18 protein-coding genes are annotated in these 14,842 nt (G+C 36.5%); 3 read left to right on the forward strand and 15 right to left on the reverse strand.

Annotated elements, in window-relative coordinates; genetic code table 11:
• Positions 1–11: 11 nt before the first annotated feature.
• The 8 genes from J2S74_RS12775 to J2S74_RS12810 all read right to left on the reverse strand — a co-directional run bounded on the left by J2S74_RS12775 (position 12) and on the right by J2S74_RS12810 (position 5,417).
• Entirely contained in the window at positions 12–1,502 is a 1,491-nt protein-coding gene (locus J2S74_RS12775; protein WP_307326180.1) for a PH domain-containing protein, read from the reverse strand.
• Positions 1,495–1,974 carry a PH domain-containing protein gene (locus J2S74_RS12780; protein WP_307326181.1) on the reverse strand — a complete coding sequence of 160 codons (480 nt, stop codon included), beginning with the start codon at positions 1,972–1,974 and terminating at the stop codon, positions 1,495–1,497. Before J2S74_RS12780 ends, J2S74_RS12775 begins: the two co-directional genes overlap by 8 nt.
• Positions 1,975–1,987: 13 nt before the next feature.
• Positions 1,988–2,290, reverse strand: coding sequence for a hypothetical protein (locus J2S74_RS12785; RefSeq protein WP_307326182.1), 303 nt, complete (start codon positions 2,288–2,290; stop codon positions 1,988–1,990).
• A gap of 27 nt (positions 2,291–2,317) precedes the next feature.
• Positions 2,318–3,451 carry a conserved virulence factor C family protein gene (locus J2S74_RS12790; protein ID WP_307326183.1) on the reverse strand — a complete coding sequence of 378 codons (1,134 nt, stop codon included), beginning with the start codon at positions 3,449–3,451 and terminating at the stop codon, positions 2,318–2,320.
• A gap of 77 nt (positions 3,452–3,528) precedes the next feature.
• On the reverse strand, positions 3,529–3,945 hold the full coding sequence (locus J2S74_RS12795) for a TlpA disulfide reductase family protein (RefSeq protein ID WP_307326184.1): 417 nt from the start codon (positions 3,943–3,945) through the stop codon (positions 3,529–3,531).
• A gap of 8 nt (positions 3,946–3,953) precedes the next feature.
• Positions 3,954–4,268: a thioredoxin family protein gene (locus tag J2S74_RS12800; protein ID WP_307326185.1), complete on the reverse strand. Its 315-nt coding sequence runs from the start codon at positions 4,266–4,268 to the stop codon at positions 3,954–3,956.
• 59 nt (positions 4,269–4,327) lie between these two features.
• Positions 4,328–4,903 carry a cysteine hydrolase family protein gene (locus J2S74_RS12805; RefSeq protein ID WP_307326186.1) on the reverse strand — a complete coding sequence of 192 codons (576 nt, stop codon included), beginning with the start codon at positions 4,901–4,903 and terminating at the stop codon, positions 4,328–4,330.
• A 253-nt stretch (positions 4,904–5,156) separates the two neighbouring features.
• On the reverse strand, positions 5,157–5,417 hold the full coding sequence (locus J2S74_RS12810) for a DUF2524 family protein (protein ID WP_307326187.1): 261 nt from the start codon (positions 5,415–5,417) through the stop codon (positions 5,157–5,159).
• Between the two features lie 185 nt (positions 5,418–5,602).
• Between J2S74_RS12810 and cbpA the strand changes: the two genes are divergently transcribed.
• On the forward strand, positions 5,603–6,232 hold the full coding sequence (gene cbpA, locus J2S74_RS12815) for a cyclic di-AMP binding protein CbpA (RefSeq protein ID WP_307326188.1): 630 nt from the start codon (positions 5,603–5,605) through the stop codon (positions 6,230–6,232).
• 49 nt (positions 6,233–6,281) lie between these two features.
• On the opposite strand, the gene J2S74_RS12820 is transcribed toward cbpA, so the two are convergent.
• The 4 genes from J2S74_RS12820 to J2S74_RS12835 all read right to left on the reverse strand — a co-directional run bounded on the left by J2S74_RS12820 (position 6,282) and on the right by J2S74_RS12835 (position 8,921).
• Complete coding sequence (locus J2S74_RS12820; RefSeq protein WP_307326189.1) at positions 6,282–6,737, reverse strand: TcaA NTF2-like domain-containing protein; 456 nt, start codon at positions 6,735–6,737, stop codon at positions 6,282–6,284.
• Between the two features lie 108 nt (positions 6,738–6,845).
• Complete coding sequence (locus J2S74_RS12825; RefSeq protein WP_307326190.1) at positions 6,846–7,208, reverse strand: YppE family protein; 363 nt, start codon at positions 7,206–7,208, stop codon at positions 6,846–6,848.
• Between the two features lie 51 nt (positions 7,209–7,259).
• Positions 7,260–7,790, reverse strand: a complete 531-nt coding sequence (locus J2S74_RS12830) for a MerR family transcriptional regulator (protein WP_307326191.1) — start codon at positions 7,788–7,790, stop codon at positions 7,260–7,262.
• A gap of 144 nt (positions 7,791–7,934) precedes the next feature.
• A complete protein-coding gene (locus J2S74_RS12835; protein WP_307326192.1) occupies positions 7,935–8,921 on the reverse strand; it encodes a DUF2515 family protein in 987 nt (328 codons plus the stop codon).
• 123 nt (positions 8,922–9,044) lie between these two features.
• Between J2S74_RS12835 and recU the strand changes: the two genes are divergently transcribed.
• Together recU and J2S74_RS12845 are read left to right on the forward strand one after the other, a co-directional pair.
• Positions 9,045–9,653 (forward strand): Holliday junction resolvase RecU, encoded by a 609-nt coding sequence (gene recU, locus J2S74_RS12840; RefSeq protein ID WP_307326193.1) that lies wholly within the window; start codon positions 9,045–9,047, stop codon positions 9,651–9,653.
• 71 nt (positions 9,654–9,724) lie between these two features.
• A complete protein-coding gene (locus J2S74_RS12845) occupies positions 9,725–12,325 on the forward strand; it encodes a transglycosylase domain-containing protein (protein WP_307326194.1) in 2,601 nt (866 codons plus the stop codon).
• 251 nt (positions 12,326–12,576) lie between these two features.
• Here the strand turns inward: J2S74_RS12845 and J2S74_RS12850 are convergent, their stop codons facing one another.
• From J2S74_RS12850 to J2S74_RS12860, 3 genes are read right to left on the reverse strand one after another with little or no spacing between them, the layout of a single operon-like run.
• A complete protein-coding gene (locus J2S74_RS12850; RefSeq protein ID WP_307326195.1) occupies positions 12,577–13,134 on the reverse strand; it encodes a YpoC family protein in 558 nt (185 codons plus the stop codon).
• Positions 13,131–13,790, reverse strand: coding sequence for an endonuclease III (gene nth / locus J2S74_RS12855; RefSeq protein WP_307326196.1), 660 nt, complete (start codon positions 13,788–13,790; stop codon positions 13,131–13,133). The genes J2S74_RS12850 and nth overlap by 4 nt, the downstream gene beginning before the upstream one ends.
• A gap of 17 nt (positions 13,791–13,807) precedes the next feature.
• On the reverse strand, positions 13,808–14,533 hold the full coding sequence (locus J2S74_RS12860; protein WP_307326197.1) for a DnaD domain-containing protein: 726 nt from the start codon (positions 14,531–14,533) through the stop codon (positions 13,808–13,810).
• Positions 14,534–14,842 lie beyond the last annotated feature (309 nt).

Consider the following 14,842-nt stretch of genomic DNA (forward strand, 5'->3'; position numbering starts at 1 on the left):
AAAGGGATGCTTTAACCTTTTGACTCCCCTTTGATATTTTCCTTTTCCTCCTCATAGGAATACCAACTAAACTGATGATCCCTTTGATCCTTGCTAATGTGACGTAATGAAAATGTTTTACCAACAATACTAGTAATAATCGACACATGAATGGTACAAAGATCATCTAAGCGTTGAAATAGTGATTGTGTCGACTTCATAGCTTGAATGCGTTTCCTTGGCAAGATCACTTCTGTTAATGAAATAGCCCGCGACTTTAACAAGAGATTATTTCCATCTATTCCAATACCTGCGCTTGAATACTGCCAATATCCATAAGCTCCTGCTAGTAAAGGAATAATAATGGTTATCCAACCCCAGTTAAAGAAATAAACCAATAAAGTAGCCACAAAAACGGATGGAATGATCAAACGAATAATGTATCGCCTAACACTTTTTGCAGGAAGAGGTTCATAGGCTTTCTCTACGACAAAGTCAGGCAAAACTTCTTTTAATAATTGATTTACTTCTCCTTTCTTACATATAGGTATGAGTATTGTGGATAAATCCTCATCCTTCCTTCCACCACCTGCACTTTCAACATATACAGATACAAACCCAAATGGTTGACGGATTATATTTTGAACGAGTCGAACAGCTGTTATCCTTTTAGCGGATAACGTAAGCTGCCGTTGCTCTATTACCCCCCTAGATATATGTATTTCATCATCACGTTTGTCAATTTTGAACATACCATACTTTAATAGCGTACTAATTAGAGAAATAATCCAGCCAATAAGTAAAATAAAGACAATCCAAAATCCAATTAATAATACGCTAGAGTGGATCACCCAGCCTATGACTCTCTCGTACATTGCTTCTGGAATAAACTGCTGTACTTGTGAAGTGATTGCTGCAACAAAGGTGGCTGCAATACCAATTCCGCTTGAGGTAATTGCTGCAATAACTAGGCGTTGCTTTGATAACTCCCATGTAAAATCCGTGAACTTTTCATCTGAAGCTGGAATATCTTTCAAATCCTCTGCGCTTTCATCGATACTTCCTTCTATATCAATGGCTTGTCGTTTTAAAAGCTCTGTTTTAATCAGATTCGCTTCTTCTCGCCTTAATGCAATAAGTCTAAATTCAGGTTCTGCACCACCACCAGCTGTTTCAATACGAAGCTCAACTAACCCGAATAATCTTTGAAGAAGTTTAGCATTAATATCGATACTTTGAATTCTTTCTTTTCTAATGTAACGGCTTTTTCTGAATATTAAGCCATGTTTAATTTGTAATTCGTTCTCTTGCAGCTTGTATTTAAATGTAGCCCACTTTATTATTCCGTTAGCTAATGAGAAAACAAGTATCAGAGCAAAGAAAATAGTGTAGAACCAACCTCCTCCAAATTGTGAGGATTGGCCAAAAATAAGAACGGCAAGCATTGTAAATAACATTTCCTTTATGCTACTTAAAAAACCTATAAATATAGCGGCAGAATGTTGTCTTTTCCAATCACTCATTTGGATCAGCTTCCCTTGCTAATTCTGCGATATGGTCCCTTAGTTCATCCGCTTTCACTTCCTCTAGTCCAGGAATTTCATGGATGGTGGCAGCTGTTGAAATGGTAACGGATGATAAACCGTAGTGACGGAGAATCGGTCCTTGCCTCGTATCCACATGCTGTACACGTATCATTGGAATAATTACCCTTCGAACGACAAAGACCCCGTACATTAATTCCACTTCATTCTCATAGATTTTGTATCGCCACTTTTTCCATTGTAACTTAGGAAAAAGAGTTATTTTAAAGTAACCTATAATAAAAACTACAATAACTAAAACATAAATAGGCCACTGGGGTAATTCCACATAGCGACCGGCAATAACGTAGACAATAGGTATTAGAAGGAAAAAAAAACATTCCATTGTGGCCGTTATTCGCCAAACCTTTAATGTTTTTAACGCTAAAGGATTATTTGGTTTTTCTCTCATATACGGATTCCCCTTATTCCTCAACGTAAATTATTTTCACACCATTTTCTTCTAATAGCTTTATGACATGATCATTTAATTGTTCTTCACGTAAAAGACCTAGTGGTTTTGCCAATTCGAGCTCCTCTAATTCACCATTTTCCGCATCTTCTATTAATTCAATAATTTCATCCATATTTCTCGAATGTAATTCCGTAACAATATCGTCTCTTGTCATATTGAATCCACCTTCTTTAGAAATTATTTCCTCCAATTGTACTGTATCATAAAGAATTATTCTACGCCATGTTCCCTTATGAAAACAAGGATGACTCATCCGTCCTTTTGAGTCACCCTCGCTTCGTTATTTTTTATCAAATGCTTCTGTCATCTGCTTCCATACAGATCCTTTTGCCTCTTCGCCACCTTCGATTCTAGCTAGGGCTAACTTAACTTGCAAACTGACTTCAAATTCAGGATCTTCTTCTGCAGCTTTTAAGGCAGGAATTGCTGACTCGTCCCCTACTTCATATAAAAACATTGCCGCTCTCCATCTTACAAGCTTATTCTTATCCTTTAATGCCTCAGCCATTGCAGGAATAGCTTTAGGACTACCTATATCAGATAAGGCATCCCCCGCTGTTCGTCTAACCGTAACAGTGGAATCCTTTAAAGCCTCATATAAGTATGGTAGTACTTCTTCGTCTTCGATCATTCCTAAATAAACAGTTGCAAGGCGGCGTATAGAGGCCTTTTCATCCTTAAGTGCCTTCCTTAATACGGATAAGTCATCAATTGTGGGATCCATTTGCTCTAATAGGGCAAATCTTTGTTTCCAATCCCCTGCATTATCATACATTTCCTCTGTAACTTGGAGCCACTGTTTATTTCCTGATTTTCCTTTTGTCTCCTCAGGCTTACTAGCTTCCTCTACTAGCTTATCCAATCGATCTTGTGTGTAGGCTGCCTGTATTTCTTCTGCAACTTCCTCTGCCACTTCTTGAAGCTCTCCATATCTCGGGCGTTGCTCTTCCCATTTTCTTTGCATCACGACATTATCCTCTGGTAACGTGGCTTTTGCTACAGCCGCCTTGAACATATCTGGTAACCCAACGCGAACCTCTTCTTCGCTCGTTGAGGCCTTCACTTGCATTGGTATCCCCTTAAACATATGAATATGAACTTTTATTTCTCCAAATTGATCGTTTATTTCATTACTTGCCGATTCTTCTGTACTTTCAGACTCTCCAAAAACAGCACGAACCTTGGGTAAGATATCCTTCCAATCTACCTTAGGATTCCGTTCCACTGCTATAAAATCTGCAACATGATATACCCCTTTTACGCCTTCAATTTGAAAAAGCTCTTGTACAAATGACGGTCCATCAGCTGCTATTTCACGGGTATAGTTATGACTTTTCCCATGTGGTAGCTCTTTATTTAATGTCAATTTCATTGTATTAGGACTTGGTGTTGGTTCAACGGATATAATTTTCATCCTATTACCCCTTTCCTCCACTTTTCCTGTTAATCTTATCATATATCTATTTTCGCCCCAACGAGTATGCTCATTCACTAAATGACCGTACTAATCCCCTTTAAAATATCTTGAAATGTTGCTTTATCATTATATCGCTGTACAATATCCTGGTCTTTATTTATGAGGAATGTGGTGGGAACAGACATACATTGATAAAGGTCATAGGTTGCTGTACCCTTATCCTTTAGACAGGGAAAAGTGTATCCCTTTTCCTGATAATATTGAATGCCTTTTTCTGATGAACTTTCTCTACCTGTAACATTTATCATCACCATTTCTAACTGCTCCGTGTCCATTGCCGTAAATAATTGTTGTTTATTTTCTAAGTCCCTTTGGGAGTCTGGACACCAAGATACCCAAAATGTTAGTAAGACAACTTTCCCTTCAAAATCATGTAAAGAAGCTTTTTCATCAGTTAATAACCCTGGTAAGGAAAAGAAGGGTGCTTTCATTTTTATTTTCACTTCCTTTGATGAATAAATTCATATGTATTAGTGATTGATTCAAACGCGTACAGCTTATTTAATGGCATTTTTTTCTCATAATAAATTAAACAAGGGACACTCTTTATCTTCCATAGTTCCCCATATTCCTTAAATAAATTAATATCCAACTTATAAATGGGGGGAGTTTGTTCTATATTTTCCAAAATTTCAAGAAAACCTTTTGCCATTTTACAAGTGCCGCACATAGGGGTGTAAAAATAAAGAAGTAATGGCACATCTGTTGTATGTAATAAGATATTCATATTATTTTTATTAACAATTTCTTTCATCATTAATGTCCCCTTATTAAGAAAAACCCGGTAACTTTTTACCGAGTAAGTAAAATACTTTAGTCTTTTTTGTTAGGATAGTTTTCCGTAACTATTGCCCCTAACGTATTTTCAAAATGGGATAATGCCCAATCGTGCCCTGCGGGATTAAATGTTTCAACTGCATCCCTATGAACAACAATGGAAAAACCTTTATTGTACGCATCCACAGCTGTATGTAATACACAAATATCCGTACAAACACCTACTAGGTGGACTTCCGTAATTCCCCGTTCTCGCAGCTTTAATTCCAACTTTGTACCTGTGAAGGCACTGTATCTTGTTTTATCCATCCACTCAATTCGGCCTAATCCTTCATGAAACACTTTGTCAAAATATTCTCCAAGCTGACCAAATAACTTACGACCTTTTGTTCCACGTATATTATGAGCTGGGAATAGCTTTGATTCAGGATGAAATTGATCGTTTTCGTCATGTACATCCACCGCAAAAACAACGTATTGTTCCATTTCCACAAACGTTTTTGTAATTTCCGTTATTCTTTTTTCAATAGATTGTCCCCGCTCTCCACAGGTTAGCTTCCCATCATCGGCAACAAAGTCATGTGTGTAATCTATTACAATTAACCCCTTCATATATTTTCCTCCCCTCCTACTTTGAAAATTATATCATTTTTTCCTAATGAGTTCGAAAGATATAAGGACTTCACAAAAACAAGTGGAAAAAAAAATAAGGCTGGGACAAAAGTATTTTTACTAATAAGAAATTTGAACAAACTAGATGTAGGTGCAATCTACCCGCTTGGGAAATATACTTCCCTAAGCTAGTGTATTGTTCGTATTTCCGATTAAACACTTTAGTTATGTCCCAGCCTCGTTTTAACTTTACTTATATACCTAATATCATTTTATTTTGTAAATGTTGAAGTCGTTGCTGTAATCTAAATAGCTGATCCCGTTGTTCGTTTGTTGCGCTTGCTATCATTCTTTCCAATTCCATATTGGCTTCTTCTAATTGCATCTGTGCGTTTGTAAATTCCTCCGCATTACCAGACTCATTTCTTTTAGATTCCGTCAATTGTCCTTCTGCATTCTCCATAATTTGTTGAATTTGCTCAACAGTACTTTGTAAATGACTATGTTCTGTCATTCTCATCACCTCCTATGTTAAGGTGGACATTGACCATAATTTTATGCATTAATAATGGTTTCATCTGTCAGGTTATAACATTATTTTATCCAAGTAAAATACAAACTATTTTCTCAAATTTTTACAATAACAGCAGGTTTTATCGTCTATAATGAAATTAACCTGGTAGGGAGAGGAGCGGCAAGATGAAAATTAAATATAATATCATACCAAAGGAAAGAGTAAGTTTTGTTAAAGAAAGTTTTACAATTAGGGAAGCGGTTGAGGAGTTGGAAGAATGCGGGTACCGTTGTATTCCCATACTAGATGATTCTGCAACATATTATAAGGGGAATATTTATGTACAGGACATCTATAAAGCAATAATTAAGGAGTCTCATACATGGGATGACTCCGTAATGGCCCTCGCTGATGATCGAGAAGTATTTATTGAAGAGCAAGCATCTTTCTTTACTGTTTTTTCTTCCATTAAAAAATACCCATACTTAGCAGTTATTAAAGAAGATAAGACTTTTGCTGGAATTCTGACCCACGCAAATGTAATGGCTATTTTAGAAGACTCGTGGGGAGTTAAAACTGGAAGTTATACTTTAAATATATCCACTCATGAATATAAGGGAGCTTTAAGTACCATTGTCTCTACGGTAAAAAAACATACTGGAATACAGGCTCTTTTAACATTAGATAATGAGAGTCGACTATTCCGCCGTGTCCTAATTACATTACCGGCAGATACAACCGAAAAAATATTGAAAAATGTAACTCATGATTTAGAGAAAGAAGGGCTTCGTGTATTTGAAATAGAAAAAATTTAAAGAAGAGGGTGACTCAAAAGGTACGCTTTAAATCTTTTGAGTCATCCCTCTAATCATTGGCACGAGAAATGGCTGTTATTTTAAAATTATTATTTCTATCCCTAGATATATAATATCTCCTTGTCCGTTCTTCTTCCGTTATGTTTGAGCCTTGCTGTATTTGAATACGTTCGGTCCATGTCCAGCGATATTCTCCGAATTCATTCACTTCCAACATGACTTCTTCTGAACCTCCAAAGACTTCCACTTTCCGCTCGGCTGAAAGTGTTTGATGCTGCCTTCTTTGCATATGAAAAACTTGGCTGTTTGGAACAAAAAACCTTTCCATCATAGAAAAGTTTTGGATTCGCAAGCTTTCTTCCCAATCCTCGCTATATTCATTCATAAATTCCATTACTTCATTATTGATATCTTCATTATTTTCTTTTTTCCAAACCACCTCTTCGCTACATCCAAGAAGTATAAAAAAACTAAGTAATACCATCCATTTTATTGATGTTTTCATCTATAGTACGCCCTCTCCTGCAATCTCAAATAAAAGTATAGCGGAAAATCTTTTAAATGTACAAAAAAGCCATCCACTTTCATTAGTGAATGGTTAGGCTAGGCTTTATTATATAATTAATTTTAATAAACTTTCCAATGTATATTCAATGGATTTATTTCTTTCTAAAAAGCGTTTTCTTTTTGTATCCTTTTGAAAACAAGCTACAGCCTGTATTTGAAGATTTTCATGTGCATTATCCACTTGGTTATGATACAAATACTTTGGTTTTTCTCTTTTCACAAATGAGAGAGCCAATTCCATCCATTCATCACTCAGCTTTTTCACTTCGTCAGCAAATGGATGTACGATTGTTTGAAAATCTGCAGACTCTCCTTGTAAGGTGTAAAATTCAAAGTATTGTAGTGCAAGTGTGTTTTTCTCTAAAAGCTTTTCTGTTAGCTCCTCAAGACGTGGTAATTCATTTTCCATAAAGCACCTCCAAGGAGATTGTACCAAATTCCCCTTTAAAGGTGAAATAAGTTAAAAGCTAAAAATACTGGCAAACCTTCTTTTTTTACTTCTTTGTATTTCTTTTTGTTGTGTTTTTAAGGGGATTACTTTATCAGCTTCGTTATTCAGAGCATTTTCAAGGTTTTTCAAACGTAAATCGAACCTTTCTAATGTCTCTGTTATCTCATCGATTTCCTTACGATGCTGCAACATTTGAATTTCTACTACTTCTCCAGCTTTATTTTGAATTTTACGGTCTAATTGATCAATTTGAAAAAGGAGTCTATTGAAACGTTCGTCTAGATGCTGCGAAGAAACCATTTGTTCTGAAGTCGTTAACTTTTTTTCAACACCCTTTAAGGATATTTCGCTCATCCTTTTTCCAGAATTTAATTGCTCCTGAATAACTGCCAATTGTTCGTACACAACTTGACTAATTACATAATGTCCCAACTCATTTGTTTCACATTTCAAACCAAAATGTCTAATCCAACGCTGAACGGTCTTTTGATTTACTCCAAGTTTCGTGGCTACATCCTTTGTTTTTAACGACATTTCCATGTTTCCATTCTCCTTTCTCCTCACTTACACCATTTATTCTCCGTTCCCCTTCACACACCCTTCCCCATTGACAAAACTAGTTTCTATTCAACAAAGAAAGTGGTAATAGCCGAATTTCTCTGTCCTGATTTCTACATTTTTCTTTTATTTAAATAGATTTTTTTGGTTAGCTAGGCTCACAACAGTAGCCGTTAACATAATTTGTCCTTGCTTTTTTTTGTACCATTCTGTAAGAAGGAATTTCCTAGGTGGTGACCAACGTTTCCTTAATAGTTTATTTGGCGAATAGTTTTTGTCTTTGGACCAATCCTTCCGCTTTTCATCTTTATGAAAAATATAGGGATAATTATCTAGTATTCTTGGTGTACGATAAAAACTCCCTGTTTGCCATTGTTGGTAATCTTTTCTTGAACCCGTAAACTCCACATTGCAAAAGAAATTATAAATATCATTTTTTTGGGGTGACTCAAGAAGGATCCATGCTAAATGTACACCTAATTCTACCCGCTTATTTACATTGTTAAAATCCTTTATTGACCTTCCGTAAATCTCTCCCTTTTTCGTAGGGAGTAACACCACAGAGAAATGGAGTCTTTCTTGTAGAATATAATCAAGACTTTGAAATACTTTTTTCTTAAAAAACAAAGCCTCAATCACCGGTTGCTGAATTAAGTGCTGTTCATTAATGATTAGTGCATACAAGAGTTTTTTCCTATTTTTGTTTACCCAAAAATCCTTCCATTGTTCAATCATCCACTCAGATACGTGAAATTCTCTTAAATAATTAAAAAGCGGTTTACCAATTTTCTTTGACCATTCATAGACTAAAAGTTGAGGATATGCATCAGAAAAAATCATCCAATTAGCCCGTTCATAGGTTGTAAAAATGTGATGGCGCTTTTCTTTTGAAAGGATCGTCCTAAAAGGCTTACTCCACAAGTCACCCATATTCCAGCCTGCGTTTCTTGATACCATACTTGCTAAATAGGCCCATGTAATTTCAGGATTTCTAGTATAATATTTTTGGTAAGCCAAAGTTCGTGAAACATTCTCTTTATTATTTACGATTGTTTCTATCCTTAATTTTTCAATAAAAATATCTCTCTTCCATTGATCATATATATCTTTCAAGGTAATATCCCCCCTACCTTTAAGTATGGGATTGATAGATAAAAATTAGTCATAAAGTCTATTACCACAACGAAATGTTATGGTAAGATATAGTGATGGTTTAAGAAAAAAGGATGTGTAATAATGACTTTTCGTTATCCGAACGGAAAAAAATATGTCCCAAAAGGAATCCTCGGAAAGACAAATAGCGTCAAAAAAGATGAAAGATTTAGTAATCGAGGAATGACGTTAGAGGAGGATATTAACGAAACAAATGAATACTATCTCACACATAAAATTGCGGTTATTCATAAAAAACCAACACCGCTGCAAATTGTAAATGTTCATTACCCAAAAAGAAGTGCTGCTGTTGTTACAGAGGCATATTTTAAGAAACCGTCGACTACAGATTATAATGGTGTATATAAAGGTAAATACATTGACTTTGAAGCAAAGGAAACAAAAAATAAAACGAGTTTTCCTTTAAAAAACTTTCACGATCATCAAATAACGCATATGAAGAGAGTAATTGATCATGGAGGAGTAGCCTTTACATTGTTACGTTTCACTATTTTTGACGAAGTGTTTCTTGTTTACGCAGAAGATATACTACCATACTTTAATGAACAAAAATCAGGGAGGAAATCTATCCCCAAGAAAGAAATAGAGCAACTCGGGACCAGAATTCCCCTAGGTTTTCACCCAAGGATTGACTATCTTAAAATAATTGATAAAATGATTGAAAATATGTAAATACTTATTATATGTAGTTATTTTAAATTTCATTCCTATTAATTTTATTGTATCTGAAAGGGAGATGCAAAATGACTGACAAGTATCGTACTAGAGAAGAAAGAAGAAGAAAACAAAATGAGAATAAAAAGAAAAATAAACCAAACAGAAAGCTTTTAATGAAAAGAATTCTTTTGACTCTTGGAATTACTATGCTGATTATGATTATTGCTGGGGGGATTACTGCTTATGCAATTATCCGCGACGCACCAGAATTAGATCCTGAAAGGTTAACATTAGCCCAGAACCCTTCTATTTATTCAAGGGATGGTGAATTAATCACCTCTTTAGAAGCTGGAGAAAACCGTAGATTAGCAAGTATTGATGAAATTCCTCAAGTACTAATAGATGCTGTTATTGCAGTGGAAGATGTTCGCTTTTATGACCATTTTGGAATAGACATGCGTCGTATCGGGGGAGCGGTAGTAGCGAATATTACTCGAGGGTTTGGAGCAGAAGGAGCCAGTACAATAACTCAGCAAGTGGTTAAAAACTTATTTTTGGATCCTAGTAAGAACTGGACACGAAAAATCCAGGAACAATATTTGGCTATTAAACTGGAGAGAGAATACTCTAAAGATCAGATTTTAGAAATGTATTTAAACGCTATTAACTTTTCGGGAAATAGATACGGAGTTGTGTGGGCCGCAGATTATTTCTTTAGTAAAGAGTTATCGGAATTAACCATTGAAGATGCAGCCCTATTAGCTGGGATACCTCAGCGTCCTAATCATTTTAATCCTTATACTAACCCTGAAGGAGCCGAAACCCGGCGCAACACTGTTATAGCTTTAATGGAACGTCACGGCAAAATTACACCTGAGGAAGCTGAGGCTGCCAGAAGTGTTTCAGTGGAAGACCAATTAAATCCAAGTGAAACGGAGCCTTTCCAATATCAGGCGTTCATTGATCAGGTGCTTAATGAAGTGGAAGCCATTGAAGGAATTGAAATGAGTGATATTTATACGAGCGGTCTCAAAATTTATACAACACTAGACACTCGCCTGCAGGAACACGTAGAATATGTGATGCAGTCCGGAGAGGTTATTAATTTTCCAGACGAAAAGTATCAAGCAGGAATAACTGTATTAGATACGAAAACTGGAGAAGTCTTAGCCTTAGGTGGAATGCGTACTCCCGCTGAAGGGGTACGTAACTGGAACTGGGCTGTTAATCCAAGGAGACAGCCTGGTTCAGCCATTAAACCCATATTAGACTATGGCCCTGCTGTGGATGAATTAAAATGGTCCACCTACCATCAAATACTGGATGAACCTCACACGTACACAAACAGTTCACAGCAAATCAGAAACTTTGATCGTACGTATAGAGGGTATGTTTCCATGAGAGAGGCAATGAGAATCTCATTAAATGTCCCTGCAGTTAAAGCGTTCCAAGCAGTAGGAATAGAGAAAGTAAAGGAATTTGGGGAAAGACTAGGGCTTAATTTAGATACAATTGAAGAACCGTATGCTATCGGTGGATTCACAAGAGGTGTCTCTTCCTATCAAATGGCAGGTGCCTATGCGGCTTTTGGAAATAACGGAGAGTTCATTAAACCTCATACTGTAACTAGAATTGAATTTCCTGATGGTCAAGTCATTGATTTAACACCTGAGCCAGTTATAGCAATGAATGATTACACTGCTTTTATGATCACGGATATAATGAAAACCGTAGTGCAATCTGGCACCGGTACGAATGCAGCTGTTTCCGGTGTTCCTATTGCCGGAAAAACCGGCTCAACCAACTTTACTGAAGAAGAAAGGCAACGATATGGTATAGAAAACGGAATAAAGGATTCTTGGTTTGCGGGGTACTCCACAGAAATAACAGCTGCAGTTTGGACCGGTTACGATACACCAGCGGATGGCTGGATATTACAGGATGGGCAGCAAAACCGTATTGCTCAACATATATTTAGGGAAGTAATGACCTTTGCCCATGAGGAAAGAGAAGTATCAGATTTTACTCGACCTGATTCCGTTGTTCGAGTGGGGATAGAAAGATCTACTGGGTTACTACCAAGTGATTACACTCCTGAAAGTGAAATTGTATATGAGTATTTTGTAAGAGGCACAGAGCCTTCTGAAGTATCTGAAGAATTTGTTGAAGCTGAGCCTGTTCAAGGATTACAGGCTACGTATGACGAAGAAAATCATAAGATTCTCATTCAATGGAATTACCCTGAAGAACTTCGTGACGACTTTAGCTTCCGATTAGAGGTTAGGGCAGGAGAAGACGGAAATTACTCGTTAGTGGATATTACTAAGGATCTACAATACGTTCTAACAAATCCTGATTATAATACAAGGTACTTTATCCGAGTAACAGCAATATCGGATAGTAATGAAGATTTAATTAGTGATCCTGTCACTGTTGATGTTAGAACACCAGAAGAAGAAGAAGAAGAATTAATTGACCTCCCTGATGAAATCTTTGATGACGAAGAGGATGAAGAAGAAGAGCGTCCTGGAAGAGGTCGTGGTCGCGGAGGTAATGATGATGATGATGACGATGGCGACAATGAAGACGAAGATGAAGATGATGAAGAGGACGATGATGCGGGAGACAATGGCGGTGAGTCTGAACCTGAAGGGGAAGATGACGAGGATGAAGGAGAAAATACGTAAGCGTAAGTAAACCTCGCACCATTTTTACCAGCTTAAATAATGAATACAGAAAAAAGCAACAAGGTAATCAAGCCTCGTTGCTTTTTTCTTTTTGCTGTTTTCGCAAACTTTATTTCATTTTCAAAAAAGCTTGGAAAAACGAAAGGCGGTGACTCCAGCGTCGAGTAATCGCAGACGCAGGACGCGGTTTTAGGCATAATTGGTCCGCCTGTAGTGTATCCAAGGAAAAAATTTTGTTTAAATATAATAATCTATGCGAAAAAAGAGCTTTTCATTTTTATTTTTTTTTGTTTTAACAAATAAATTGCCCACTTTTTCTCCGATTCTTCAAAAAGTTGAATAAGTGTGGTAAAGGCATGGTGATGGTCTGGATTATCAATAATGAATTGAAGCCTCTCTTCGACATTGAATGGCGCATAGGGCAGTATTTGAAGCACCTTAGAGATGGATTCTATTGTTTGCACTGGCCTTCCTTGTAACCAAATCATCATTTGTATATAAATGGACAGATATTTAATTAATATAGGCCTAGCGCTGTTTCTATCCCTCTTTTTAAAAAAATCCTTCAAGAGGGGAATTCCTTCATTTTTCCATAAGGCTAGCCCCTCTTTTATTATTGCCTTCGGGTTATCCCAAGGAGAAGTTCCCTTTAAAATTTTTTTGTAATAAGCAATATCATGGGCAAAATATATTTTTCCCCAGGAATTTTTTAATTTTAGAGAGTCCATTGGTAGTTGAATTTGATCCCCCTTTGTATAGAAGGGCTTCATACAAAAGGGATTTGGTACTTTTATAAGGTCTGTATTCATACAAATACGCCCCGTTTTTTCATCCGCTTCTTTCCTTCTCTACACACCTCAAGTAATGGGCATTCATCACATTTTGGTGACTGTGCTTTACAATGATAACGTCCAAAGAAAATAAAACGATGATGAGAGACAGACCACTCCTCTTCAGGAATTTTTTTCATTAGTGTTTTTTCCACTTCCAATACAGAATCCTTCCAACGGCAAATACCCAATCGTTTACTCACCCTTTCAACATGGGTGTCGACGGCAATAGCTGGTTCCCCAAATGCTACGGATGCAACGACGTTCGCCGTTTTTCTGCCTACTCCTGCAAGCTTTACTAATTCAGATTTATCCTTTGGAATTTCCCCACCATAATTCTCTACAAGGGATTGGCATAGCTGTTTAATATGCTTAGCTTTACTTCGGAATAATCCAATTCGTCTAATATCATTTTCCAGCTCTTCTATGGGAACTTGTATATAATCTTCTGGTGTTTTATATTTAGAAAATAAGTCCGGTGTTACTTTATTAACTAAAGCATCTGTACATTGTGCTGATAGTAATACTGCAATGGTAAGTTCAAATGGATTTGAATGGTTTAACTCACATTCTGCGTCAGGGAACATCTCCCCAATCTTTGTAAGAATGAATTCCATATTTTTTTTAGACTGCATTTGTTCTTTCCTCCAGATTAACGTTTTTCACCTTGAAGCCAGTTATATCGAGGATGTCTTGCTTTCTGTTGTATAGGCTTCTTCTCAGTTGCTGTACTGGGAGCTGGTTGATATTGGTGCTGGCGAATCTTTTCTCCATGTGCCTTTGCTTGTTCAATAGTACGGACCCCATTCTTTTTCCAATCGAAAAGAATTCGGTCAATGTAACGGAAACTTAGTTTAGAAGAAACAACCGCTTCCCTTAAGGCAGCTTCAATAATCATTGGGGCATGTCCATCATCATCAAGCCACATCGAAATCATTTCCAGTTCCATTGGAGTGAGGGGCCTTGAGAATTCTTCTTCAAATCTTCGAAATAGTTGACCTTCCTCCAGTTGTTTTTCCTTACGCTGATTGTCTAAAGATTCGTTTGTTAGAAGGACAATAATTTTTTCGAATAACGGTTTGAGTGAAAAAGCCTCCGATAATCTCCCATCATCATCCTGTTTTTCTTGAATTGCAATAAATCCTTTTTTTAATAATTCTTTAAGTTGATTTGTACATCTATCGCTATTAATTGTCATACGTTGTTGGAGTTCGTCAGGAGTTGGAAAGTAATTTCCCTCTTGTGCAAATAGCCGAATGTGCAATAGGAGCATTAATTGTTCTTCATTTAAGTTTAGTTTCACGTAATTTGTCATCAAAATTGATGGAATGGATACTGGTTCGTCCATAAATTGCTGTAATAGTATTTCTTGATTCATACTCGTCCACCTCTTACATTATTATAGCATTGGATGGTGGTTTTTTCGTGAGGAAATACTTGATAATTAATAAAGGATTATTCTGCTACTGTTATCCACATTCAGAAAAAATATAATTTCCTGGTGTATGAAATAATTATTTATACGCAAAAAGTCCCAATGACTATGCTACGATTGAAGTACTTAACCAAGTTAACTCAATCATCCACCCACTAAGGAGGTCATAGTCAATGAGACTATTTAAGAGTAAACAAGGATTAAGAAGAAGTCAATTTGCAAAGGAAATTCGAGGAGCTGATTTAGAAAAAG

Source organism: Evansella vedderi, assembly GCF_030813435.1.
Taxonomy (GTDB): Bacteria; Bacillota; Bacilli; order Bacillales; family Salisediminibacteriaceae; genus Evansella; species Evansella vedderi.

Coding starts and splice junctions, on each gene's coding strand:
- J2S74_RS12775 (WP_307326180.1), bottom strand. CDS start 1,502: ATGAGTGATTGGAAAAGACAACATTCTGCCGCTATATTTATAGGTTTT.
- J2S74_RS12780 (WP_307326181.1), bottom strand. CDS start 1,974: ATGAGAGAAAAACCAAATAATCCTTTAGCGTTAAAAACATTAAAGGTT.
- J2S74_RS12785 (WP_307326182.1), bottom strand. CDS start 2,290: ATGAGTCATCCTTGTTTTCATAAGGGAACATGGCGTAGAATAATTCTT.
- J2S74_RS12790 (WP_307326183.1), bottom strand. CDS start 3,451: ATGAAAATTATATCCGTTGAACCAACACCAAGTCCTAATACAATGAAA.
- J2S74_RS12795 (WP_307326184.1), bottom strand. CDS start 3,945: ATGAAAGCACCCTTCTTTTCCTTACCAGGGTTATTAACTGATGAAAAA.
- J2S74_RS12800 (WP_307326185.1), bottom strand. CDS start 4,268: ATGAAAGAAATTGTTAATAAAAATAATATGAATATCTTATTACATACA.
- J2S74_RS12805 (WP_307326186.1), bottom strand. CDS start 4,903: ATGAAGGGGTTAATTGTAATAGATTACACACATGACTTTGTTGCCGAT.
- J2S74_RS12810 (WP_307326187.1), bottom strand. CDS start 5,417: ATGACAGAACATAGTCATTTACAAAGTACTGTTGAGCAAATTCAACAA.
- cbpA (WP_307326188.1), top strand. CDS start 5,603: ATGAAAATTAAATATAATATCATACCAAAGGAAAGAGTAAGTTTTGTT.
- J2S74_RS12820 (WP_307326189.1), bottom strand. CDS start 6,737: ATGAAAACATCAATAAAATGGATGGTATTACTTAGTTTTTTTATACTT.
- J2S74_RS12825 (WP_307326190.1), bottom strand. CDS start 7,208: ATGGAAAATGAATTACCACGTCTTGAGGAGCTAACAGAAAAGCTTTTA.
- J2S74_RS12830 (WP_307326191.1), bottom strand. CDS start 7,790: ATGGAAATGTCGTTAAAAACAAAGGATGTAGCCACGAAACTTGGAGTA.
- recU (WP_307326193.1), top strand. CDS start 9,045: ATGACTTTTCGTTATCCGAACGGAAAAAAATATGTCCCAAAAGGAATC.
- J2S74_RS12845 (WP_307326194.1), top strand. CDS start 9,725: ATGACTGACAAGTATCGTACTAGAGAAGAAAGAAGAAGAAAACAAAAT.
- J2S74_RS12850 (WP_307326195.1), bottom strand. CDS start 13,134: ATGAATACAGACCTTATAAAAGTACCAAATCCCTTTTGTATGAAGCCC.
- nth (WP_307326196.1), bottom strand. CDS start 13,790: ATGCAGTCTAAAAAAAATATGGAATTCATTCTTACAAAGATTGGGGAG.
- J2S74_RS12860 (WP_307326197.1), bottom strand. CDS start 14,533: ATGAATCAAGAAATACTATTACAGCAATTTATGGACGAACCAGTATCC.